Origin of the sequence: Listeria innocua (assembly GCF_028596125.1) — a bacterium.
In the GTDB taxonomy this organism is placed as follows: domain Bacteria; phylum Bacillota; class Bacilli; order Lactobacillales; family Listeriaceae; genus Listeria; species Listeria innocua.
Window position 1 is genome coordinate 1,924,031 of sequence record NZ_CP117229.1, and the last position, 22,549, is coordinate 1,946,579.

Sequence of the window (22,549 nt, forward strand, 5' to 3'; positions counted from 1 at the left end):
CTTATTCCTCCTCCTGTTCTTTACTTTGGTTAAACCGGTCAAAAAACAGGTCCATTTCGCTTTGATCTGGGTCTTCTGCTTCTGGGTCAGCAAGCTTTGGTAAATCGTCTAAAGAATTCAGCCCGAATGCATCCAAAAACTCACTTGTAGTCACGTATAGTTTTGCACGTCCTGCCCCGTCCACGCGACCTTTATCAGTAACTAATCCTTTTGCAACAAGCGTTCTAATCGGTCCATCTGTTTGCACACCGCGAACTTCATCTACTTCCATTCGGGTCACAGGCTGGCGATACGCAATGATTGCCAACGTTTCTAAGGATGCTTGTGATAAAACTGTATTGCTCGGAACTTCCACTAATTTCCGTAAAAATTCCGCATGTGCTTTTTTCGTAGCTAATTGGAAAGTTCCAGCAAGCTCTAGTAAAATCAGCCCTCTGTCCTCATTTCCATTATATCGTTCACTTAAAAGCTCTAATAAATTGAGTGCTTCAATATGCGTGATTTCCATGACTTCCGTTAATTGTTCTGTTGAAAGACCTGCATCCCCCGCTGCAAAAAGCAAGCTCTCTAATACGCCTAATTGTTCTTCTCTGTTCACGATAGTTCTTCCCCTTTACCTTGCACATATAAATCTGCAAAACTTGCTGATTGCTCTACTTCGACTAATTTTCGTTTCATTAACTCCAGTAGAGCTAAAAAAGTCACGACAAGTTGTTCTTTTGTCTGTTCTTCAAATAGTTCATCGAAACGTAAACGGTGATTTGTTTGTTGATGTAGTTTTCCGAGTACGGAATTCATTCTATCATCAATCGAAATTTCTTGAGTTGTAATTCTTGTATGCAGTGGTTTATTTAATTTCTTGCGTCGTAGCATCTTGTTAAAAGCACTTAACATATCATTTAACGATACATCGAGTTCCGCCACTTTGGTTCCGTCGTCATACTCGGCCAAATCCATTGGTGGTTTACTAAAATAAAAGCTACGTTCGGCTTCTTTTTCTTTCAGTTCTTTTGCAGCTTCTTTAAATCGTTTGTATTCCATTAGTTTTTCAACTAAAGCATCACGTGGATCTTCTTCCTCTTCTAGTGTATCATAATCGATTTCTAGTTCTTGTTTTGGAAGAAGCATTTTACTTTTAATTGCTAGTAAAGTAGCGGCCATCACTAAATATTCGCTTGCAACATCTAATTCCATTTCTTGCATTGTATGAACAAATTCCATATATTGATCCGTGATTTCAGCCATTGGAATATCATAAATATCGACCTCTAGTTGACCAATTAAATGAAGTAATAAGTCAAGCGGACCTTCAAAAGCCTCTACTTTAAAATTCATTTCTACCATGTTTGTCCCGCCCTACTATAATGAAAGATCATTTTGTACTAAATTTTCATAAGTTTCGCGGGCAACGATTAATTTATCCATTCCGTTTTCCACAAAAACTACTGGTGGTCGTGGAATCCGGTTATAATTACTTGCCATCGCATAACCGTAAGCACCGGTACAAAATACTGCTAAAATTTCGCCAGCATCTGATTTTGGTAACGGTAAATCCCAAATTAACATATCACCAGACTCACAACATTTTCCTGCAATAGCTACCGTTTCTTCAGCAACTTTTTCAGGATTGGCTGCAAGAACAGCATCGTAATGGGCATCATATAGAGCTGGGCGAATATTATCCGACATTCCGCCGTCTACTGCAATATAATTCCGAATACCCGGAACTTCTTTACGAGAGCCAACTTTATAAAGGGTTGTTCCAGCTTCACCAACGAGCGAACGACCCGGTTCAATCCAAATTTCAGGAATAGCAATATCATTACTATTAGCAACATCACGCACTTCATCCATGATTTGACGCACATATTCACTTGGTTCGAGTGGCTCATCTTCAGCAGTATAACGCACACCAAAACCACCGCCAAGATTAAGAACTTTGGAATCAAAACCGAGTGTTCCGTGCCATTCTACTAATTTATCCATAATTCGACGAGCTGCGAGTTTAAAACCAGTTGTTTCAAAAATTTGCGACCCAATATGACAATGAAGCCCAATTAAGTCAAATGAAGCACTTGCATGAAGCACTTGCTTAATTGCTTTTTCAGCCTGCCCGTTTGTAAGACCAAATCCAAATTTCGAATCATCTTGTCCAGTTAAAATATAATCATGTGTATGAGCTTCAATACCTGGAGTCACGCGAATTAAAACAGCGGCTTTTTCATTTCGTTCTATTAATATATCTTCTAATAAACTAATTTCATAATAATTATCAATAACAAAGCAACCAATCCCATAATCAAGCGCCATATGTATTTCTTCTGCACTTTTGTTATTTCCGTGAAAGTGAATTCTTTCAGGAGGGAAATTCGCTTTAATGGCTGTATAGAGTTCGCCGCCCGATACAACATCAAGAGACAAGCCTTCTTCCGCCATTAATTGGTAAATTGCTACAGCAGAAAACGCTTTACTCGCATAAGCTACTTGGGCTTTTACACCCAACTCTTCAAAGGTTTTCTTAAATCCTCTTGCTCGGTCACGGATTAGCGCTACATCATAAACGTACAGCGGCGTACCATATTTTTCAGTAAGCTTTAAAGTGTCCACCCCTCCAATTTCGAGATGTCCTTCTGCATTTACATTCATTGTTCCAAGCCGTTCAAACGTCACGCCAATCCCACCTTTACATTATAGATTTTTTAAAGTTCTTTTATATAGTAGCATACTAAGAAGCCGAGCGACAATAACTATCTGAAAATATTATCAAATACATAAAAAACTCAGCCCATATTCATTATTTCTCGCTTCAGAAAATAACGAATTTGGACTGAGATTAGCTACCAATTATTTTAAGAAATTTTAGCAACAATCGCTTTTACATATTGTAAAAACGTGCTACGAACTTGGTCAGTTGTTTCAATTACTTCTGTATGAGAAAGTGGTTGGTCGAGAATCCCCGCCGCCATATTCGTAATACAAGAAATACCAAGCACTCGTAATCCAGCGTGGTTAGCAACGATTACTTCTGGCACTGTCGACATTCCAACAGCATCTGCTCCAAGTGTTCTCATCATTTGAATTTCAGCAGGTGTTTCGTATGTTGGACCGCTAAATCCAGCATATACACCTTCACGAATCGTTAAATTAAGTTCTTGTGCAATTAATCTAGCATCGACACGTAACGCCAAGTTATAAGCTTCAGACATATCTGGGAAACGAGGACCAAAATGTTCGTCATTTGGTCCAATAAGTGGATTAGTACCAGTAAAGTTAATATGGTCAGAAATTAACATCAAGTCTCCAGCAGAATACAGTTCATTCACGCCACCAGCAGCATTAGTAACGATAAGTAATTCAACACCTAATTCTTTCATTACACGAACCGGGAAAGTAACATCTTGCATGGAATATCCTTCATAAAAATGGAAACGACCTTGCATTGCTACTACTTCTTTTCCTTCTAATTCACCAAAAACGAATTGCCCTGCATGACCTTCAACTGTAGAAACAGGAAAATGTGGAATCTCGCTGTATGATAGTTTTGTTGGGTTGTTTACTTCATCTGCTAATACACCTAGACCCGATCCAAGAATTAAACCAACCGTTGGCGCCCCAGGGTAATTTTCTCTAATTTTCGCAACAGCTTCATTTACTTTTTCTAAACTCATTGTTGTTCCTCCTCTTTCCTATTTCAAATCTTTTAAGAAGCTTTTTCCGTATTCAGGCATTTTTACATCAAAATTGTCCGCTACTGTTGCACCAAGATCAGCAAAAGTTTGGCGTAATTCTAATTCAGAACCGCCGTTTTTAAAGCGCGGAGAGTATACAAGTAAAGGTACAAATTCACGAGTGTGGTCTGTTCCAGTGTATGTTGGGTCATTTCCGTGATCGGCTGTAATAATCAAAAGATCGTCATCGGTTAATTTCTCCATCACTTCTACTAAGCGACCATCAAAATCAACAAGTGCGTCCGCATAACCTTGAGGATCGCGACGGTGACCAAATAGTGCATCAAAGTCAACTAAATTAAGGAAACTCATACCATTAAAATCTTTATCTAACACATCGATAAATTGGTCCATTCCATCCATGTTTGATTTTGTACGGATAGATTCAGTTACACCTTCTCCGTCAAAAATGTCCGAAATTTTACCAATCGCAATGACATCTTTCCCACCATCTTTTAAAGCATCCATTACTGTTGGTTTAAAAGGTTTTAGGGCATAATCGTGACGGTTTGGAGTTCTGACAAACGCGCCAGGTTCACCAACAAATGGACGAGCAATAATGCGACCAAGCATATACGGATCGTCTAATGTAATTTCACGACAGAATTCACAGATTTCATATAGCTCTTCTAAAGGAACAACATCTTCATGCGCAGCGATTTGTAATACAGAGTCAGCAGAAGTGTACACAATTAGCGCACCTGTTTTCACATGTTCTTCCCCAAGTTCCGCCATAATTTCTGTACCACTAGCAGGCTTGTTGCCGATTACTTTACGACCTGTTTTTGCTTCAATTTGGTTGATTAAATCGTCTGGAAATCCATCAGGAAACACACGGAAAGGAGTATCAATATAAAGTCCCATAATTTCCCAGTGACCTGTCATTGTATCTTTTCCGTTAGAAGCCTCTTGCATTTTTGTATAATAAGCAAGTGGTTTTTCAGCTTTTTCAATTCCTTCGATTTCACGGATATTGGATAATCCTAATTTGCCCATTTCAGGCATTTTTAAGCCGCCAACGTGTTTTGCAATATGACCAAATGTATCCACATCGAAGTCACCAAATTTAGCAGCATCTGGTGCTTCCCCAATACCAACTGAATCCATTACAATAACATGTACTCGTTTAAATTTATCTGGCATATTTACTCATCCTTTTCAACTTTATTTTTTAAGCGCGCGGGTGAAATTGTTTGTAAACATCTTTAAGCCGCAGTTTTGTTACATGGGTATAAATTTGTGTGGTGGAGATGTCGGCGTGGCCAAGAAGCTCTTGCACCGACCTTAAATCAGCCCCGTTTTCAAGTAAATGAGTAGCAAATGAATGACGCAATGTATGCGGTGTAATCGGCTTTTCGATGCCCGACTCCTTCGCGATTCCTTTTAAAATTTTCCAGAATCCTTGTCTTGTCAGTCCTTGCCCGTGGTGATTTAAGAACACAAAATCATTCCGGTATTTCGGTCTTCTAAGTTTAGGTCTTGCTTCTTCTAAATATTGTTCCAACACAGTGGTTGCTGTTTTTCCAAGCGGGATAATTCGTTCTTTATCACCTTTACCAATCGTTTGAATAAAGCCCATTTGAAGATGTAAATCATCCATTTTAAGCTTTACAAGTTCGGTTACACGAAGCCCCGTCGCGTATAAAATTTCTAGCATCGCTTGGTCTCTGAGTCCGAGCGGAGTGCTAGTATCTGATGAACTAAGTAATTTTTCTACATCATCTAAGTTTAAAACTTTTGGTAGGCTTTGCGCTTGTTTTGGCGTTTCAATTTGAATCATTGGATCGTGCGACATTTTTCCATCATGCATTAAATAATGAAAAAAAGATCGCAATGAAGCAATATATCGTGCTACGCTTCTTGGTGATTTTCCTTCTTTTCTAGCAAATGCCATGAATCCAACTATATCGTTTCGTTCGAGTGTATCCGGGTCCGTTAAAGTTCTAGAGGTATCCATGTATGAAACAAAATAGTGTAAATCTCGTTCGTAAGCTTTTATTGTATTCGCGGATAAGCCTTTCTCTACAATTAAAAAGTGTAAAAAATCATCAATCAAATCATTCATAAGCATTTCCTCCACAAATCCTATTCTACCATGTTCCTTCCTCAGTGAAAACGTTTAAGCGATGAAAAAAACTTATAATACTTTTCGCACAATTCAGTCCATCTTTTTTGCCAATAAAAAAAGTTTGAGATATATAATCCCAAACTCAACTATTATTTTTTTTAGATTTTTGTCTGCAATCTGCGCAAATCCCTTGGAAAGTTAAACGATGATCTTTTACAAGGAAATTCCATTTTGATTCCACGATTTTTTCTACATCTTCTAGTAAATCTTCTTGAATTTCTTCCACAGATCCACATTCCAAGCAAACAAGATGATGATGGAAATGTTTGGCGCCTTCTTGTCTCAAGTCATAACGAGATACACCGTCACCAAAATTAATTTTATCTACCACGCGTAGTTCGGTTAAAAGCTCTAACGTTCTGTAAACTGTTGCTAGGCCAGTGTCAGGCGCAATATCTTTCACACGCAAGAAAACTTCCTCAGCACTTAAATGATCTTTTTCATTTTCCAGTAAAACGCGAACAGTAGCTTCTCGCTGTGGGGTTAATTTATAACTAGCATCATGAAGTTGTGCTTTAATGCGTCCAATACGACCTTCCATTATGGTTCCTCCCTTAGTTGCGATAACAAGTTGTCGTTCTAAATTATCATCATTATCATTTAACAATAAATACAGTTTATAATAATTATAATTAAAATGCAAGTTCAAAATCCACTTATCACTTTAAAAATGGCACCTAGACAATTCCTATTCCTTATGTTTACTAAGATAGCACAAAAGCAATAGGCTGTCTACAATGATTATCAATTACTAGTTAATTTCTCGTTATTAATAATAATTATTATTTAGCTTTAGCAAGAAGAAACAAGAAGTACGGGGCTCCAATGATTGCGACAACAATTCCCGCAAAGATTTCGGAAGGTTGAATAATCAAGCGGCCAATCGTATCAGCGAGTAGTAACAATAGCCCCCCTGATAAAGCCGCCGTAACCATTACCCAACGATGCGCTGAGCCAACAAGTTTTCTAGCAATGTGAGGGCCTATTAAACCAATAAATGCAATCCCGCCGCTAACAGAGACACAAGCGGCTGCTAAACCAACCGCTACTATTAATAGAACAAATTTTTCGCGTTCCACTCGGACACCTAGCCCGGTTGCCACTTGATCGCCAAATGACAGCACATCGAGCGTTTTTACTTTCATAAAAGCAATCGCTCCGAGCACAATCAACCACGGCAAAAGCGCATAAACATATTGCCAACTCGAAGCCCAGATATTTCCAGCCATCCATTCAGCATAACGCTGGTAATTTTGCGGATCAAGTCGAACAGTCAAGAGCGTAATCAAAGCAGCAATCGCAGCTGCAACAGCAATCCCTGTAAGTAACAAACGATTAGGAAGTAACCCCTCACTCCTACTATAAGAAAGCCCATATACAACAAATGCCGTTAAAATAGCTCCGACAAATCCAATAAATGGCATAAATAAAACCGGTACATCCATTGTTGAGGGAAAGAAGGAAATATAAAGCATAACTGCCAAACCTGCTCCGTTATTAATCCCAAGAATCCCCGGATCAGCCAGCCCATTTCCAGAAATACCTTGTAAAATCGTTCCCGAAACCGCAAGCCCAGCACCAACTAAAAGCGCAATAACAATACGCGGCAACCGAAATTCCGAGACAATCAGTTGCGTTCCCGCATCCGCCATTCCAAAGAAAGACTTAATCACTTCTATAAAAGGTAATTTCGAATACCCAGCATTGACACTATATGTAAATGTACAAAATATAAGCACACTTAAAATAATTAACGTCCAAATACGCCGCGATTTCTTTCGTTTTTCAGCAACAGTCATATACATTATAAGTTCCTCCTTTCTTTACGAGCTACATATAGGAAGAAAGGAACCCCAATTAATGCAAAAATAACACTAATTGGCGTTTCGTACGGAGGATTAATCGTTCGGGCAACAATATCTGCCGCTAAAGTCAAAAACGCCCCAACTACAGCCGAACAAGGAATAATAAAGCGATAATCCACCCCGACTAAAAAACGTACCAAATGCGGCACAATCAATCCGATAAAGCCAACCGGACCAACAACTGAAACTGCAAGTCCTGCTAAAATTAAAACAACTACCATCGAAGCTATTTTAACAAAAGTCGTTTTTTCACCAAGGCCAACTGCAATATCATCACCTAAACTTAAAATCGTAATTGATTTGCTTAATAAAATTGCCGCAATAAGCGCACCGAGTAACCACGGCCAAATTGCCGCAAGCTGACTCCATTTCACACCAGCGACGCCTCCCGCATACCAAAACGCCAAATCTTGACTCAGCTGAAAATAGATCGCAAGCCCTTCACTAAGCGCCGTAAGAAGCGAACTCACCGCTGCCCCCGCAAGTACTAATCGTGTAGGAGACATCGCACTTCCAGCAATGGAACTTACTCCAAAAACCAAGAACGCTCCAATCGCTGCACCAACAAAAGAAAATATAATTAGCGAGTTATAACTAAGCCATGGCATAAAAGCAAAACACACAGCTACCATAAACGTCGATCCAGCATTCAGTCCAAGCAAACCAGAATCAGCCAGTGGATTGCGCGTAATCCCTTGCATAATTGCTCCTGCCACCGCAAAAGCTGCTCCAATCGCCATATCAGCTATCACACGAGGAACTCGCAAACTCCGAATAATCTGATGCTGTGTGTCCGAACTATTATAATGAAAAAGCGCGTCCCAAACCGTGCTCAAATTAATATTAGCCGCCCCTACTGCAATCCCGAATAACGCTAGAATAAGAAGCAACAAAATCCCACCCGAAAGTATGAATATAGCAACAGTCGGTCTTGTATTCATTTTTATCTGTTTTGACTTATCCATCTGTACATGTTCCTTCCATCTAAATTATCCGCTCATTTTTAGTGATAATAATTATCAATCGCAAAGAAAATTATATCAATATCATTCACTAAGCGCAATCTTTAGTTGGATTCAAGTAACTTCTCGACAACAATATCCAACTGCCCTTCTACTGCTAAAGGATCATAATAAAACATCGTGTCAAAATCCATTTGATAGACATTTCCCGCTTTAAATGTCGGTAAATTTTTCCAAATTGGTGAGTTGGTTAAATCTTTTAATGTTTTCTCTCCGTCTTTAGCACTTCCAGAAGAGGTATTTGTCACAAACATTCTATCCGCTGCAAACTCAGGTAATACTTCTAATGAAATTTTTTGCCAGTCTTGTCCATCCAATACATCCGTTTGAATTTTAGCTGGTGCTTTCAGTTGTAAAGCATTATAAATCGCTTGACCTCCGCGCCCCATATTTTGCCCCATTACATAAAAATCTTTATCTTGAACTTCATAAATGCCCACCGTTTCATTCGGCTTTAATTTTCCTGCTAATTTTTCTCTGCTTTCCTTCGCTTTTTGATGAAATTTATCTAGCCAAGCTTCTCCAGCTTTCTTTTCACCAACTAAATCTGCAATTTGGCGCACATCTTCTTCCACATTTTTAGAAGTCGCGTACGGGATTAACACAGTTGGCGCAATTTTGGACATTTTTTCATATTCATCTTCTTTGGAAACAACAATTAAATCTGGTTTTAATTCTGCCACTTTTTCTGCTGAAACTGGATCACCGATATCTGTAATTCCTTCCACTTTTCCTTTCAAAAACGGATTTTCGATTTGTTTCGCTCTAGCCCCAACTGGCTTTATCCCAAGCAAAACAATATTTCCTAGATATTCCGATGCCACAATGCGTTTTGGATGTGCCGGAATTTCTACTTTCTTCCCATTTGCCATTGTATATGTACGCATTTCAACCTTGTCATTTCCTGCCGTTTTATCATCTCCACAAGCAGCTAAAACTACTGTAGTTAAAAGCATTAATACGAGTAAACTTAAACCTTTTTTCAAATGAACCCCTCCTGTAACTGATAACAATTCTCAGTTAGTATAGCAACTTTGTTCTTAAAGTGCAAATCCTCTCTGACAAAGTATCACTTGCATCTTTAACGTAAAAACTCTATACTTAACCATTGAGAATGATTATCACCTTAACTTTAAATTGGAGCGATGAAAATGAAAGACCTTCATACAGATAACTTACAAATTTCATACGACAAACGAATCATTGTTGATGGTTTAGATATAGCCATTCCTGCTAATAAGATAACTGCCTTAGTTGGGGCAAATGGTTCCGGGAAATCAACTATTTTAAAGACGATGTCCCGCTTGATGAAACCTAGCAAAGGCGCTGTTTATTTAGACGGCAAGAAAATTCATAATGAACCGACACGAGAAATTGCCAAACAATTAGCTATTTTGCCACAAAATCCTTCAGCACCTGATGGTTTGACGGTGTTTGAATTAATTTCTTATGGCCGCTCTCCGCATCAAAGCAGTTTTAAATCAATTACCGCAAAAGATCGGGAAATTATTTTCTGGTCATTGCGTGTAACGAATTTAACTGAATTTGCGGACCGACCGATTGACAGTTTATCAGGCGGACAACGCCAACGTGCTTGGATAGCAATGTCGCTCGCGCAAGAAACAGACGTACTATTCCTCGATGAACCGACAACCTTTTTAGACATGACTCACCAACTAGACGTCCTTAACCTACTCAAACAATTAAATCAATCAGAAAACCGTACAATCGTGATGGTTGTTCATGATTTAAATCACGCATCTCGTTACGCTCATCATATGATTGCTATTAAAGAAGGAAAAGTAGTTGCAGAAGGTTCGCCAGTTAACGTAATGACTGAAGAAACGTTAGAAGACGTATTTAATATTAAAGCCGATATTTTAATTGACCCACGCAGCGGTGTCCCTCTTTGTCTCCCATACGAAACTTGCAACGGGTGCGAAATTGTAAAGGAGCTTGATTCCATTGCCAAATGAAGTGTATGATGTAACGATTATTGGCGGCGGTCCAATTGGGCTATTTTCCGCATTTTATAGTGGTTTACGTTCCATGAAAACAAAAATTATTGATGCTGAACCAGATGTTGGTGGCAAAGTCCGCTACTTTTTCCCGGAAAAAATTATTCGTGATATTGGTGGAATTCCAGCTATTACTGGAGCTAATCTCGTTGCCAATTTAAAAGAGCAAGCAGAAACCTTTCACCCTACTATTGTATGTAATGAACGAGTAGTTGATGTAACTAAACTAACTGATGGCGTGTTTCAACTAACTTCACATAATGGCAGTATTCATTTTTCTAAAACGGTTGTTATCGCAACAGGAAGCGGCACTTTTGAAGTCAATAAATTAGAAGCAATGCATGTGGACGATTTCCCGCTAGCCATCAATTATGACGTTAAAAACCTTGAACAATTTCGCGACAAAATCGTTACGGTTTCTGGTGGCGGAAATTCCGCTATTGACTGGGCGCAAACACTTGAACCAATTGCAAAAAAAGTGCATTTAATATATCGTGGCGAAGATTTTAAAGCGCATGAAGAAAGTGTTCGTGAACTTAAAAATTCCCGCGTTGAAATTCATATCCATCATGAAATCAAGGAATTAATCGGAGCAAATAATCAACTAGCAAGTATAAACATTTGCTGTAACCAAACACAAGTTACTAAAACGATTGAAACAGAAGCACTTTTTATTAATCACGGTGTCAAAGTTGACCTTGGAACGATGGCTGAATGGGGCTTTGAACTAGCAGATTTCGGTATTGTTGTTGATGACGAAATGAAAACGACTGTACCAGGTATTTTTGCTTGTGGAGATAGCGCGACCTATTCACGAAAAATCCGCATTATCGCAGCTGGATTACATGAAGGTCCTATTGCGATTAATAGCGCCAAAAAATATTTAGAACCTACCGCAAGAGACGAAGCAATGATTAGTACCCATCACGAAAGCTTTATTGGTTAAAAAAGGATTCGGGCTCACTCGCCCGAATCCTTTTTTTCTTCACATATACCAAATTCGACAATTCGCATCATTTCCGTAAAATCATTGGCAAGTGGAATAAAATCTTCCATCGTCGCATTCGGATGTCTTTGCAAAAACACCGTACTTTTCTCTGTAATATGCTGAAAAAGTGCTTCCATCACTTTTCGCGCCGCATCCATGTTCACATCTTTTTTTAACTGCATTTCGTTTAAAACTTGATTCATTTGCGCTTCAGACCGCTCAATTGCCTTATCGAAAAAGCAATCTAATTTACCTTTCAATTCTGGCGGTGGATTTCCGTAAGCTTGCATAATCAAACCAAAAATCGCAGGATATTTACGATTAAAATCCAGTTTCATTTTCGTTGACCAAATCGCCATCTCGACAAAATCACTCCATCGTTTCTCTTCCAAACTAACCTCATTCGTCGCAAAATCAACCGCGTAAGACACTGCTGCAATATAAAGTTTTTCTTTAGAGCCAAAATAATGAAAAATAAGCCCTTTGGAAACGCCCGCTTTTGCACAAATTTTATTAGTACTAGCTGCCTGATAGCCTTTTTCTGTAAACTCTTCCATCGCCGCTTCTAAAATTTTTAGTCGTTTTTCATCCATTATACTTTCAAATCCTTTTTCTTATAAAGAACAAAAGTAGCTGCTACCGCTACAATAATCACCGCGCAGGAAATTAGTGCATTCGTTCCAGTAATCCCTTTATCCATAATTTCTGATGGAATCGCATAATTGATTGGCGAAAAGTATTTGAAAAAGTCAACATTATCATTTAACCCGGCCATTATACCTAAAATATAAGTTAAGAAAACAAGAGCAAGAGCGACGGGAGAAGCTTGTTTAGCGGAACGTAACACTGCTGACACCATAAAGCCCACACTCATAAATACAGCTGCAACAAGTAACTCACTTGAAAACACTCGAACAAGCTCCATCACTAAATTCCCGCTATCTACCCCACTTGGTTTTAAAACAAGAACGAGCACAACAGAAGCCACAAACGTAATCAACCAAAAAGCCACGAAAGATAATAAATTCCCAACCATTTTCCAAAACACAAGACTAGACCGAGTAATAGGCTGGGCATATAGAAATTCAATTGTGCCATCTGTTTCTTCTTTTATTAAAGCCTGCGCACCAATCAATGCCGCATATACGCATGCCGCAATAAAAATATACTGAAAAACATACGCAAAATAAGCATCAATATTCGTTAAATCCGCCATTGAATCCATATGCAAAATTTTCATCATATCTTGCGGAAGTGCATTCATCTTCGTATTCACTAAATCTTGCATACCACTACTTTGCATACTAGGGAAGAAAGCCATAAAAACACCTAAAATCACAATTACTACAACGGACCAAACAACAAGGCTTTTTATTCTTGTTTTCCATTCAATGTGTAAGATGTTCATTTGATTTCTCCCCCTTCATATAGTGTCATAAATTTATCTTCTAATTCCTGATTTGTAATCGTTAAATCCGTAATTTCTTTTTCCTGTAATAGTGGCAAAATTGTTTTAATATCATCATCAAAAATAAGTCGTGCTTTGCCTGTTTCATTTTCGATAATTCTTGCACCCGCATTCGTTAATTTTTCTAGGGGCAAATTCGTCCCTTTGAGTGCAATCACTTTGCCAGTCATTTGCTGATTGGCAATATCTTCCACCGCGATAATGTTCCCGTTTCGAATAAAAGCCGCTCTCGTGCAGTATTCTTGAACCTCACGTAAATTATGACTTGAAAGAAAAATCGTCATCCCCTCTTTATTCCGCTCGGTCATTTCTTTAAATAAATAATGTTGCATCAAAGGATCAAGGCCGTTCGTTGGTTCATCCAAAATGAATAATTGCGGTTCGGTAATAAGTCCAGCAACAATCGCTACTTTCTTCTTATTTCCAAGCGACATTTCACCAAAGCGTTTTTTCGGATCAATCGAAAACATTTCATAATATCTATTCATTTTTTGTGTTGCATTTTTGATTTGATGGAATTTAGCAGCATAGTGGATAATATCATTTGCAGTCATTTGTGGATAATAGCGAACTTCACTAGGGACATATCCGACCATTTTCTTAATCTCTGCTGACTGTTTCACTACATCTTTTCCGAGAACCGTGGCACTTCCGCTCGTTGCATAAATAAAATTCAATAAGACTTTGATAGTTGTTGATTTCCCAGCTCCATTTGGACCGATAAAACCGTATAATTCGCCTTCATTTACCGACAAATTCACATTTTCAATTGCTCGTTTTTTATGATAATTTTTTGTGAGTGATTCCACCTTAATTGCTTCCATGTTCTCTCCTCCACCTTTTTATTGACCACTTAGTCAACTTGAGTATAACCACTTTTGACCAGGTAGTCAATCAAAAACTATAATCAATAATAGTATCCAAATTACTGTTTTTCATGCTATCTAAAGTCTTTAAAATTCCACTTTTAGCTTGATAATACTAATTTCAATAATCGCTTTATTACGGATAGAATAACTAAGTTCCAGGTGATATAGCAAGTTTATGGTGGTGGCTAGCTCTTTCAACAAGAAAGGGGGATGCCTATGACTTTTTTGTTAGGAACTCCTGGAAAGGATAACCCATGACCGTTTATGAAGCACTCTCTTTTGCAGTTGCTTTTACAACTTTAGTGTTGTTACTAAACAGTCAAAATAACACAAAAAAATAACCACTCATAAACTTTGGCGAGTTTAGTGGTTATTTTTATACCATATTAGACTAGCTGCCACCTTAAATGGGGCTTACATTTGAGGGTCATGTTCTTGCATGGCTCTCTTTTCATGTTTATGATAACATATTTCCATTCTTTATGCCAAGTATTCCCAAAGAAGTTTTTCATCCGGTTTATTCGTTTTCTTCTATTAATAGTTGTAATTTCCAGTACTGTATCGCGTACATTGTTTTTGCGTCATGAATGAATTGTTGTGCTATTAACTGTTCTGCTTCTTCCATCGTTACTTTGACTAAATTAATAAATTCATCTGCATCTTGTGCTAGAGGGTGTTCCATTTTCCGAAGATCCCGTGCTACATAAATATGTAAAAGTTCACTAGCAAACCCAGGTGATGTATAAAAAGAAGTGAGATATGTTAAATCATCGGACTGAAAACCAGTTTCTTCTTCTAGTTCCCGTTTTGCGGTCACGAGCGGATCTTCCCCCGGCTCCATTTTACCGGCTGGAATTTCGATAATGTTTTTTTCGAGTGGCTTTCTGAATTGTTCTACTAAGTACATTCTTCCATCTGCTGAAAAAGGTATAATTGCCACAGCTCCGGGATGCTTGACGATTTCGCGCTTGCTCTTTTCCCCATTCGGCAACTCCACATCATCTACTTGCAATTCAATAACATTTCCACTAAAAATCTTTTCTGTATGAAGCGTTTTTTCCTCTAGTGAGTCCATTTCTGCCACCTACTTCTCGTTTTTTTTCATTATAACATAACTAAGTCCGAGTTTAATTTACATCGCACGACTGATAACATCTGTTTTCTAAATATGGTATGATAAGAACAAATAAAGGACACTTTCTAAAATATAAAAACCATGCTACTTGCTTAGTGCTCACATACTAAATATACTTAAATGGTAGTTACATTCCATCAATCTTTATTTTTAGAAAAATATACTATTAAGAAAAAGCGGACCTTTTAAACAGGTACTTAAAGGAGAAGATGTATAATGACCGTTTTTAAAAAGATATTAGCATTCACAGGTTCTATTTTACTTGTCATTATTTTGGGTGGTATTCTTACTTCACTTATCCATAGTGGCTTGGTAATTGCAACAATTGTTATCGCTGTTGCAGCTATCCTATTTTTCTTTTCATCTAAAGCTGGAGACCGGGCGCAAATGATTGCAACTGGATTAACCAAGAAAGAATATAAATATATTCGTACTAACTTAGAAGAAGCTCGTGTGAAAATTATCCGCCTTCAAAAAATCATGACACAAAACAAAGCGCTATATTCTTTCCAAGAGCGCAACAAAACACTTTTACTTACTAAAAGAATTTACGGCATTGTAAAAGAAGAACCTAAACGTTTTTATGAAGCAGAAGATTTCTTTTTCTCTCATCTTGACTCTTTAGTAGAGCTCACCGAAAAATATGCTTTCTTAGAAAAACAACCTGTAAAAGACAAGAAAATTTATCAAACGCTTTCTGATACACGCACACTTTTAAATGATTTAAGTCGTGTTATTGAAAAGGATTTATTTACACTTTTGAATCAAGATGTAAACAATCTCGATTTTGAATTAGAAGTAGCGAAAAACTCCATTTCCAAACAGAAAAAGAAATTCGAAAGGGGTACAAAAGATGACCGAGAACAAGCCAAGTGAAGAAACAAATGAATTAAAAGATTTAGTAGTGGAGAAAGAGTTTAACCAAACATTAGATGATCTTCTAGCTAACCCATTCGGATCAGACGGCGAATCAGCTGCAAGTATCGTAAATAACGAAACAGATGCGGCTCCCCGCCTAGTTGATATGCTTACTGAAACAAATAAAAAACAAGCGTTAGAGTTATCCAAACAAATCGAACCTGGAAATCAAGCAGCGATTCTTGGTTACGGAGCACCTGCCCAAGCTAAATTGCATGACTTTTCTCACTCGATGTTAGCTCATGTGCAAAAGCAAGATGTTGGACCAATTGGCGATATTATTAGTGATTTAATGTTCCGCTTGCAAGAAGCGGATCCAGATGAACTAGCTGCTCGCAACAAAAACGTCTTCACAAAAATGTTCCACCGAGTTAAACAATCCATCAATGAAATTACTTCTAAATATCAAAAAATTGGTACCCAAATTGACCGCATCGCGTTGAAACTGGAACATTCCAAAAAGCGTTTAATGGAAGATAACTCTTTCCTAGAACAGCTTTATGATAAAAATAAAGATTACTTCCAAGCACTTAACATTTACATTGCTGCTGGAGAATTAAAATTAGAAGAAATTAATACAAAAATGCTCCCAGAACTTCGCAAAAAAGCAGAACAAACTGGCGATCAAATGGATTATCAAGAAGTAAATGATTTAACACAATTTGCGGATCGACTTGATAAGCGTGTATATGATTTACGCTTAAGTCGTCAAATCACTATCCAACAAGCGCCGCAAATACGTTTAATCCAAAATACAAACCAAGCACTCGCTGAAAAAATTCAGTCTTCCATTATGACTGCAATTCCGCTTTGGAAAAACCAAGTAGCCATCGCGCTTACGTTGCTTCGTCAACAACAAGCCGTAGCCGCTCAACGCCAAGTTTCTGAAACAACGAACGAACTTCTAAAACGAAATGCCGATATGCTAAAAACAAACGCGATCGAAACAGCGCGTGAAAATGAAAGAGGTATCGTGGACATCGAAACACTTAAAGAAACACAGTCCAGCTTAATTGAAACCTTGCAAGAAACACTTAAAATCCAACAAGAAGGCCGTGCTAAACGTGCCGTAGCAGAGAAAGAACTAGTTACAATGGAGCAAGAACTGAAAGAACGTTTACTGGAAATGAAATAATCAAAAAGGCTAGCACCTAAATCGTGCTAGCCTTTTTTAAAGTCCTTCTAAACGTAAATTTTCAAAATAAACGGGTTTTAAATTGGTTACGGTAAGTCCAATCAAACGAATGCTATCTTGTCCTTTGTAGCTTTCTCGTAGAAGTAATGCAGCCGCTTGGTAAATTTGATTCGCATCATTGGTATATTCGTTTAAAGTAAGCCGTTTGGTAATTGTGGTAAAGTCACTATAGCGCAATTTTAGTACTACTGTCTTGCCGTGTTTTTGTAACTTAATGAGACGTTCTTCCACTTTCTTAGCAAACTTCATTAAACTTTGCTCGAGTATGCGGTTATCCAATACGTTAAATTCAAAAGTCGTTTCTTTGCCTACTGATTTGCGATCACGATGCGGATTCACAATGTTATTCGAACGACCTCGAACATGTCGATACAACTGATAGCCATGCTTATGCAATTCACGAATAAGGTCCCATTCGCTCCACTTCTTCAAATCTGCTCCAGTTTCTATTCCAAGGCGATGTAATTTTTCCGCTGTCACTTTCCCTACCCCATAAAATTTGGTTACAGGAATTTGTTCTAAAAAGGCTTCTGCTTCTTCAGGTGCAACCACGGTAATCCCAGCAGGTTTCTTAAAATCAGAAGCGATTTTTGCGATAAATTTATTAAATGATACGCCGGCAGAAGCAGTTAGACCAAGCTCGCGGTAAATCGTCTGCTGGATTTCACGTGCAACCATTGTGGCGGATTTCATTCCTTTTTTATTTTCAGTTACATCCAAATAAGCTTCATCTAAAGAGAGTGGTTCGATAATATCCGTATATCTGGAAAAGATTTCGCGGATTTGATTAGAAACCTCTACATAATGAGCCATATTGCCGTGAATAAAAATACCGTTCGGGCAAAGTTTAGCGGCTTGTCTGGTGGGCATAGCTGAATGCACACCGAATTTGCGCGCTTCATAAGAACAAGTCGCAACAACTCCACGTTTATTAGGATCCCCACCAATAATAAGCGGCTTTCCTCGGAACTCAGGATGGTCGCGTTGTTCTACAGATGCATAAAAAGCGTCCATATCAATATGAATAATTTTTCTACTCGTATCCATAACTGCATCTCCCTTAAAACGAACAAGCGTTCTTATTCAATTATAAAGGTTAAACTCATTAATTACAAGAAAAAAATACCCTATTTTCATAAGGTATTTTCTTCTGATTTATTTCTTTAAAAATGCCCCTTTACCGAAGAATTCGATAACTTGTGGCATTACTTGATAAAGTCGTGTCGCAATATTCATTACAAAAGGTAAATTGATTTCGCGGCGCTTAGTTCCCATAATTTGCACTGTTTTACGCGCAACCTTTTCTGGCTGTAACACTAATTTGCCAACTGTTTCTAAATAGTTTCCTGATTTATCCGCTACATCGAAAAAGTTTGTGGCAATTGGGCCAGGATTGATCGTTGTAACATGGATTTTATCTGGCATTATTTCTAAACGAAGTGCATTAGAAAAACCTAAAACCGCATATTTCGTAGCTGAGTAAACAGTTGATTTCGGTGTAGCTATTTTAGCAGCTTGGGAAGCAATATTAATAATATGTCCTGCTTTGCGTGCTTGCATTTGCGGTAAAATCAGTTGTGTGAGTTGAATTAAGCCCAGTACATTCGTATCAAACATTTTTTCAATTGTCTCAAATGGAATATCTACCGCGTTTTCAAATAAACCAAAACCTGCACAGTTGACTAATACGTCGATTTGATACGAAGCATTTATCTCTGCGCTGACTTGTTTCACTTGCTCGAAATCAGTCATATCTAAAGTAAAATAAGTCGCTTCTACTGAAAAATTATCATGTATATCTTTTTGTAAATCTAGTAATTTTTCCGTACTTCTGGCTGTTATAATAACATTGCCACCGGACGCAGCAACTTGTCTTGCAATTTCAGCGCCAAGACCGTTAGAAGCCCCGGTAATTAATACCGTTTTATTCTTCAAAAAAGGGTTCATTTTGTCACTCTCCTACTTGAAAAACAGCTAAGTCATAAGCTATTTCAGTATTTTCAAAAACAGTTTTTGCTTCTATTAATAGTTCTTTACTTGCATCTCGATCATATCTTGAGCTGATATGGGTTAAAATTAATTTTTTGACATTGGCAGCTTTAGCAAGGTTTGCCGCTTGAAGCGTTGTCGAATGCATATATTCTCCTGCCATTTTTGCTTTATCACCTTCAAATGTTGCTTCATGAACCAAAATATCGGCGTTCATTGCCAATTCTAGTTCGCTAATAGTTTCTTTTGTATCACCAAAAATACTAATAATCTTCCCTTTTTGTGGCTCACCGATATAATTTTTACCATCGATTACGCGTCCATCAGCTAATGTTACGATTTCGCCGTTTTTTAGCTTTTGAAAAACTGGTCCCGCTTCGACGCCGTCTGCTTTTAGTTTTTCAGCATTAAGTGCGCCCTGTTTATCTTTTTCAACAATGCGGTAACCAAAACTGCGTACGCCGTGGTCAAGATCGTCAGCTGTAACTAGAAACATCTCATCTTCAAAAATCACACCTGGCTCTATTTCTTCAAAATTGATTTTATATGTAAGCCTTGTTCCACTGAGTCTTAAGGAAGTTTCGACATATTCAGCTATTCCAGCTGGGCCATAAATAGTCAAATCGGAGTCTCCACCTTGAAAAGAACGGCTACTTAATAAGCCTGGTAGTCCAAAAATATGGTCTCCGTGCATGTGAGTAATAAATATTTTTTCTAGCTTGCTAAGTTTGATATGGCTTCGCAAAACTTGATGTTGGGTTGCTTCCCCGCAATCAAAAAGCCAAATTGCGTTTCGTTCATTTAACATTGAAAGTGCGATGGATGTGACATTACGGCCTCGCGACGGTACGCCTGCTCCAGTTCCTAAAAAAACAAGTTCCATTTTGTTCCATTCCCTTCCCAGTTCGTGTCTTATTTTATCACATTCTTAATCGAACAGGAAATAAACATTTTCATGCTAAAAACCCTTATAATTCAGAAATAACTGTCAAATTAAAAAAATATTCGAACCAAACAGTTGCACAAATGCTTCTTTATGGATAAAATAGTATGGACTAATGAGGAAAATTAATAGCTCATTTAATAAGGCCTTTTTTTGTGGGGTTCTTTTCAAACTAAGAAATCTTTTTCTTAGCAGTTAATTTTTTGCCATTAAGAGAATAAGAAAGAGGGTAAATGACGTATGACAGATGAGTTAGAACAAAAAGCACTGATTACTATTTTTGGCGGTACGGGAGATTTGGCAAATCGCAAACTTTACCCTTCGCTATATCATTTGTACAGTAAGGGATCTCTTGGCGACAATTTTGCTGTAATTGGAACGGCTCGTCGTGAATGGAGTAACGATTTCTTCCGTGATAAAGTAAAAGAGTCTATCAAAGACATTGACGGTTCCGAAAAAGACGCGGATGCATTTGCTTCTCATTTCTACTATCAATCCCATGATGTAACAAATAAAGAATCTTATGTAACTTTAAAAGATTTGTCTGATGAATTAGACGCTAAATATGAATTAGGTGGTAATCGCCTTTTCTATCTTGCAATGGCACCGAACTTCTTTGGAACGATTGCTAGCCGCATTAAATCTGAAGGTTTTGTAGACACAGACGGTTTCCATCGTTTAATTATCGAAAAACCATTTGGTCATGATTTAGCTAGTGCGGAAGAATTAAATAATTCGCTTCGTCAAGCTTTCAAGGAAGATGAAATTTATCGTATTGACCATTATTTAGGAAAAGAAATGATCCAAAATATCTCGGTTATTCGTTTTGCCAATTCTATCATTGAATCGCTTTGGAATAATCGTTACATTGATAACATTCAAGTTACTTTGACAGAAGTGCTCGGCGTTGAAGACCGAGGACGTTATTATGACGAAAGTGGCGCACTACGAGACATGGTTCAAAACCATATTCTCCAAATCGTTTCTTTACTTGCGATGGAGCCGCCAATTAACTTAACGACACGCGAGATTCGTCATGAAAAAGTTCGCGCGCTTCGTTCGTTACGCGTTTTTGAAGGTAAAGAAGTTCACCAAAACTTTATTCGTGGTCAATACGGGCCTGGTGAAGTAGGTGGCAAAGAACTCAAAGGCTATCGTCAAGAAGATAATGTGGATCCTCATTCCAATACGGAAACCTTCGTTGCAGCTAAACTTGAAATCGATAACTTCCGCTGGGCTGGTGTTCCATTTTATATTCGTACTGGTAAACGTCTTGCGAAGAAAACAACCCAAATTGCGATTCAGTTCAAAGATGTGCCACTGAATTTATTCGGGCAACAACAATCGCTTGGTGGTAACGTACTTGTTATTCATATCCAACCGGACGAAGGTATTACACTTCATTTGAATGTAAAAGAACCTGGTCAAGGAATGGTTACAATGCCAGTTAACTTAAATTACATTCATTCTTCTCCAGATGGTATGAATACACCTGAAGCTTATGAAAAATTAATTTTAGACTGCCTACGCGGTGATGCAACTTACTTCTCTCACTGGGATGAAGTATCGCTATCATGGAACTTTATCGACCATGTGGCAGATGTTTGGACAAATACTAAAGACCACTTCCCTAACTACAAATCCGGTTCGATGGGTCCAAAAGAAGCAGGCGACCTTATCCAACGTGACGGATTCCAGTGGTTCCCAATCGATTAATCAAAAAACCAGAAATATGGCTATTTTAGCCTGTTTCTGGTTTTCTTTGTTTACTTGCAAAAACCCCTATGCATGTTAGAATAGAGAGGAAAACTAACTAGTTAAAGGAGCTCATATAATGGCTGAAAATATTGATGACTACCTAGAAAAAGGCATGTATGGGGCAAAAGAAATTAATCCCGCTGAGAAGAAGAAATACTTAGGAACTTACCGCGAACGAGTATTAGTTGCGCTCACAAAAGAAGAAGTTTTAACCCAAGAATATCTTCCAGAACTAGAAAAAGCAATACTAGAAAACAGTGACTCGAAGCTTTTGTTAAATGGATTACTGCACTATAATTCTCTGCGCCCTTACATTAAGCTAGCGGAAAAATGTAAACATGAATTTTCTATCGTCAGTCGTTTAGAAGGTGAAACAGATATTTATCTCGTCCTTGCCTGTCAAAAAGCGGTCAATAAAGAAGATATTCATTTGTATAAGGAAGAACAAGAAAACGCCGAAGAAGAACCTACCTCGTTACTCGAGAAGGTTCGTAAACTATTTAATTAAGTTTTTCCGTGTAAACA

23 protein-coding genes are annotated in these 22,549 nt (G+C 38.0%); 6 read left to right on the forward strand and 17 right to left on the reverse strand.

Annotated elements, in window-relative coordinates; all coding sequences use genetic code 11:
• Position 1: 1 nt before the first annotated feature.
• The 10 genes from scpB to PQQ29_RS10175 form a co-directional block, all read right to left on the reverse strand.
• A complete protein-coding gene (gene scpB / locus PQQ29_RS10130; protein WP_010991732.1) occupies positions 2 to 598 on the reverse strand; it encodes an SMC-Scp complex subunit ScpB in 597 nt (198 codons plus the stop codon).
• Complete coding sequence (locus tag PQQ29_RS10135) at positions 595 to 1,344, reverse strand: segregation/condensation protein A (protein ID WP_003767599.1); 750 nt, start codon at positions 1,342 to 1,344, stop codon at positions 595 to 597. Before PQQ29_RS10135 ends, scpB begins: the two co-directional genes overlap by 4 nt.
• Before the next feature lie 15 nt (positions 1,345 to 1,359).
• Positions 1,360 to 2,670, reverse strand: a complete 1,311-nt coding sequence (gene lysA, locus PQQ29_RS10140; protein ID WP_003763156.1) for a diaminopimelate decarboxylase — start codon at positions 2,668 to 2,670, stop codon at positions 1,360 to 1,362.
• 179 nt (positions 2,671 to 2,849) lie between these two features.
• Positions 2,850 to 3,668, reverse strand: a complete 819-nt coding sequence (locus PQQ29_RS10145) for a purine-nucleoside phosphorylase (RefSeq protein ID WP_010991734.1) — start codon at positions 3,666 to 3,668, stop codon at positions 2,850 to 2,852.
• 18 nt (positions 3,669 to 3,686) lie between these two features.
• Positions 3,687 to 4,871 (reverse strand): phosphopentomutase, encoded by a 1,185-nt coding sequence (gene deoB, locus PQQ29_RS10150; protein ID WP_003767605.1) that lies wholly within the window; start codon positions 4,869 to 4,871, stop codon positions 3,687 to 3,689.
• A 28-nt stretch (positions 4,872 to 4,899) separates the two neighbouring features.
• A complete protein-coding gene (gene xerD / locus PQQ29_RS10155; protein ID WP_003763158.1) occupies positions 4,900 to 5,793 on the reverse strand; it encodes a site-specific tyrosine recombinase XerD in 894 nt (297 codons plus the stop codon).
• Positions 5,794 to 5,938: 145 nt separating this feature from the next.
• Entirely contained in the window at positions 5,939 to 6,397 is a 459-nt protein-coding gene (gene fur / locus PQQ29_RS10160; RefSeq protein ID WP_010991735.1) for a ferric iron uptake transcriptional regulator, read from the reverse strand.
• Positions 6,398 to 6,638: 241 nt separating this feature from the next.
• A complete protein-coding gene (locus PQQ29_RS10165) occupies positions 6,639 to 7,661 on the reverse strand; it encodes a FecCD family ABC transporter permease (RefSeq protein WP_003763165.1) in 1,023 nt (340 codons plus the stop codon).
• Positions 7,661 to 8,686, reverse strand: coding sequence for a FecCD family ABC transporter permease (locus PQQ29_RS10170; protein WP_003767609.1), 1,026 nt, complete (start codon positions 8,684 to 8,686; stop codon positions 7,661 to 7,663). The genes PQQ29_RS10165 and PQQ29_RS10170 overlap by 1 nt, the downstream gene beginning before the upstream one ends.
• 101 nt (positions 8,687 to 8,787) lie before the next feature.
• Positions 8,788 to 9,729 carry an iron-hydroxamate ABC transporter substrate-binding protein gene (locus tag PQQ29_RS10175; protein WP_010991737.1) on the reverse strand — a complete coding sequence of 314 codons (942 nt, stop codon included), beginning with the start codon at positions 9,727 to 9,729 and terminating at the stop codon, positions 8,788 to 8,790.
• Between the two features lie 165 nt (positions 9,730 to 9,894).
• On the opposite strand from PQQ29_RS10175, the gene PQQ29_RS10180 reads away from it, so the two are divergent.
• The gene (locus PQQ29_RS10180) at positions 9,895 to 10,719 is read left to right on the forward strand and encodes an ABC transporter ATP-binding protein (RefSeq protein WP_010991738.1); all 825 of its coding nucleotides are present in this window, start codon (positions 9,895 to 9,897) and stop codon (positions 10,717 to 10,719) included.
• On the forward strand, positions 10,709 to 11,707 hold the full coding sequence (locus PQQ29_RS10185; protein ID WP_003769486.1) for an NAD(P)/FAD-dependent oxidoreductase: 999 nt from the start codon (positions 10,709 to 10,711) through the stop codon (positions 11,705 to 11,707). Before PQQ29_RS10180 ends, PQQ29_RS10185 begins: the two co-directional genes overlap by 11 nt.
• Before the next feature lie 14 nt (positions 11,708 to 11,721).
• On the opposite strand, the gene timR is transcribed toward PQQ29_RS10185, so the two are convergent.
• From timR to PQQ29_RS10205, 4 genes are all read right to left on the reverse strand, one after another.
• Positions 11,722 to 12,342 (reverse strand): macrodiolide transporter TimAB transcriptional regulator TimA, encoded by a 621-nt coding sequence (gene timR, locus PQQ29_RS10190; protein ID WP_187983929.1) that lies wholly within the window; start codon positions 12,340 to 12,342, stop codon positions 11,722 to 11,724.
• On the reverse strand, positions 12,342 to 13,157 hold the full coding sequence (timB, locus tag PQQ29_RS10195) for a macrodiolide ABC transporter permease TimB (RefSeq protein ID WP_160466082.1): 816 nt from the start codon (positions 13,155 to 13,157) through the stop codon (positions 12,342 to 12,344). The genes timR and timB overlap by 1 nt, the downstream gene beginning before the upstream one ends.
• Complete coding sequence (gene timA, locus PQQ29_RS10200; protein WP_003763173.1) at positions 13,154 to 14,041, reverse strand: macrodiolide ABC transporter ATP-binding protein TimA; 888 nt, start codon at positions 14,039 to 14,041, stop codon at positions 13,154 to 13,156. The genes timB and timA overlap by 4 nt, the downstream gene beginning before the upstream one ends.
• A gap of 562 nt (positions 14,042 to 14,603) precedes the next feature.
• Entirely contained in the window at positions 14,604 to 15,161 is a 558-nt protein-coding gene (locus PQQ29_RS10205) for an NUDIX hydrolase (RefSeq protein ID WP_010991741.1), read from the reverse strand.
• Between the two features lie 276 nt (positions 15,162 to 15,437).
• Between PQQ29_RS10205 and PQQ29_RS10210 the strand changes: the two genes are divergently transcribed.
• Positions 15,438 to 16,097 carry a 5-bromo-4-chloroindolyl phosphate hydrolysis family protein gene (locus PQQ29_RS10210; protein ID WP_003763175.1) on the forward strand — a complete coding sequence of 220 codons (660 nt, stop codon included), beginning with the start codon at positions 15,438 to 15,440 and terminating at the stop codon, positions 16,095 to 16,097.
• Positions 16,075 to 17,274, forward strand: coding sequence for a toxic anion resistance protein (locus PQQ29_RS10215; RefSeq protein WP_003769495.1), 1,200 nt, complete (start codon positions 16,075 to 16,077; stop codon positions 17,272 to 17,274). The genes PQQ29_RS10210 and PQQ29_RS10215 overlap by 23 nt, the downstream gene beginning before the upstream one ends.
• Positions 17,275 to 17,310: 36 nt before the next feature.
• Here the strand turns inward: PQQ29_RS10215 and dinB are convergent, their stop codons facing one another.
• From dinB to rnz, 3 genes are all read right to left on the reverse strand, one after another.
• Entirely contained in the window at positions 17,311 to 18,381 is a 1,071-nt protein-coding gene (dinB, locus tag PQQ29_RS10220) for a DNA polymerase IV (RefSeq protein WP_010991742.1), read from the reverse strand.
• Between the two features lie 108 nt (positions 18,382 to 18,489).
• Positions 18,490 to 19,281 (reverse strand): SDR family NAD(P)-dependent oxidoreductase, encoded by a 792-nt coding sequence (locus PQQ29_RS10225; protein WP_187983928.1) that lies wholly within the window; start codon positions 19,279 to 19,281, stop codon positions 18,490 to 18,492.
• 4 nt (positions 19,282 to 19,285) lie between these two features.
• Positions 19,286 to 20,206 (reverse strand): ribonuclease Z, encoded by a 921-nt coding sequence (rnz, locus tag PQQ29_RS10230; RefSeq protein ID WP_045552902.1) that lies wholly within the window; start codon positions 20,204 to 20,206, stop codon positions 19,286 to 19,288.
• A gap of 300 nt (positions 20,207 to 20,506) precedes the next feature.
• On the opposite strand from rnz, the gene zwf reads away from it, so the two are divergent.
• Positions 20,507 to 21,982 carry a glucose-6-phosphate dehydrogenase gene (gene zwf / locus PQQ29_RS10235; protein WP_187983927.1) on the forward strand — a complete coding sequence of 492 codons (1,476 nt, stop codon included), beginning with the start codon at positions 20,507 to 20,509 and terminating at the stop codon, positions 21,980 to 21,982.
• 118 nt (positions 21,983 to 22,100) lie between these two features.
• Positions 22,101 to 22,532: a YueI family protein gene (locus PQQ29_RS10240; RefSeq protein WP_003767647.1), complete on the forward strand. Its 432-nt coding sequence runs from the start codon at positions 22,101 to 22,103 to the stop codon at positions 22,530 to 22,532.
• The last annotated feature ends 17 nt before the right edge of the window (positions 22,533 to 22,549 follow it).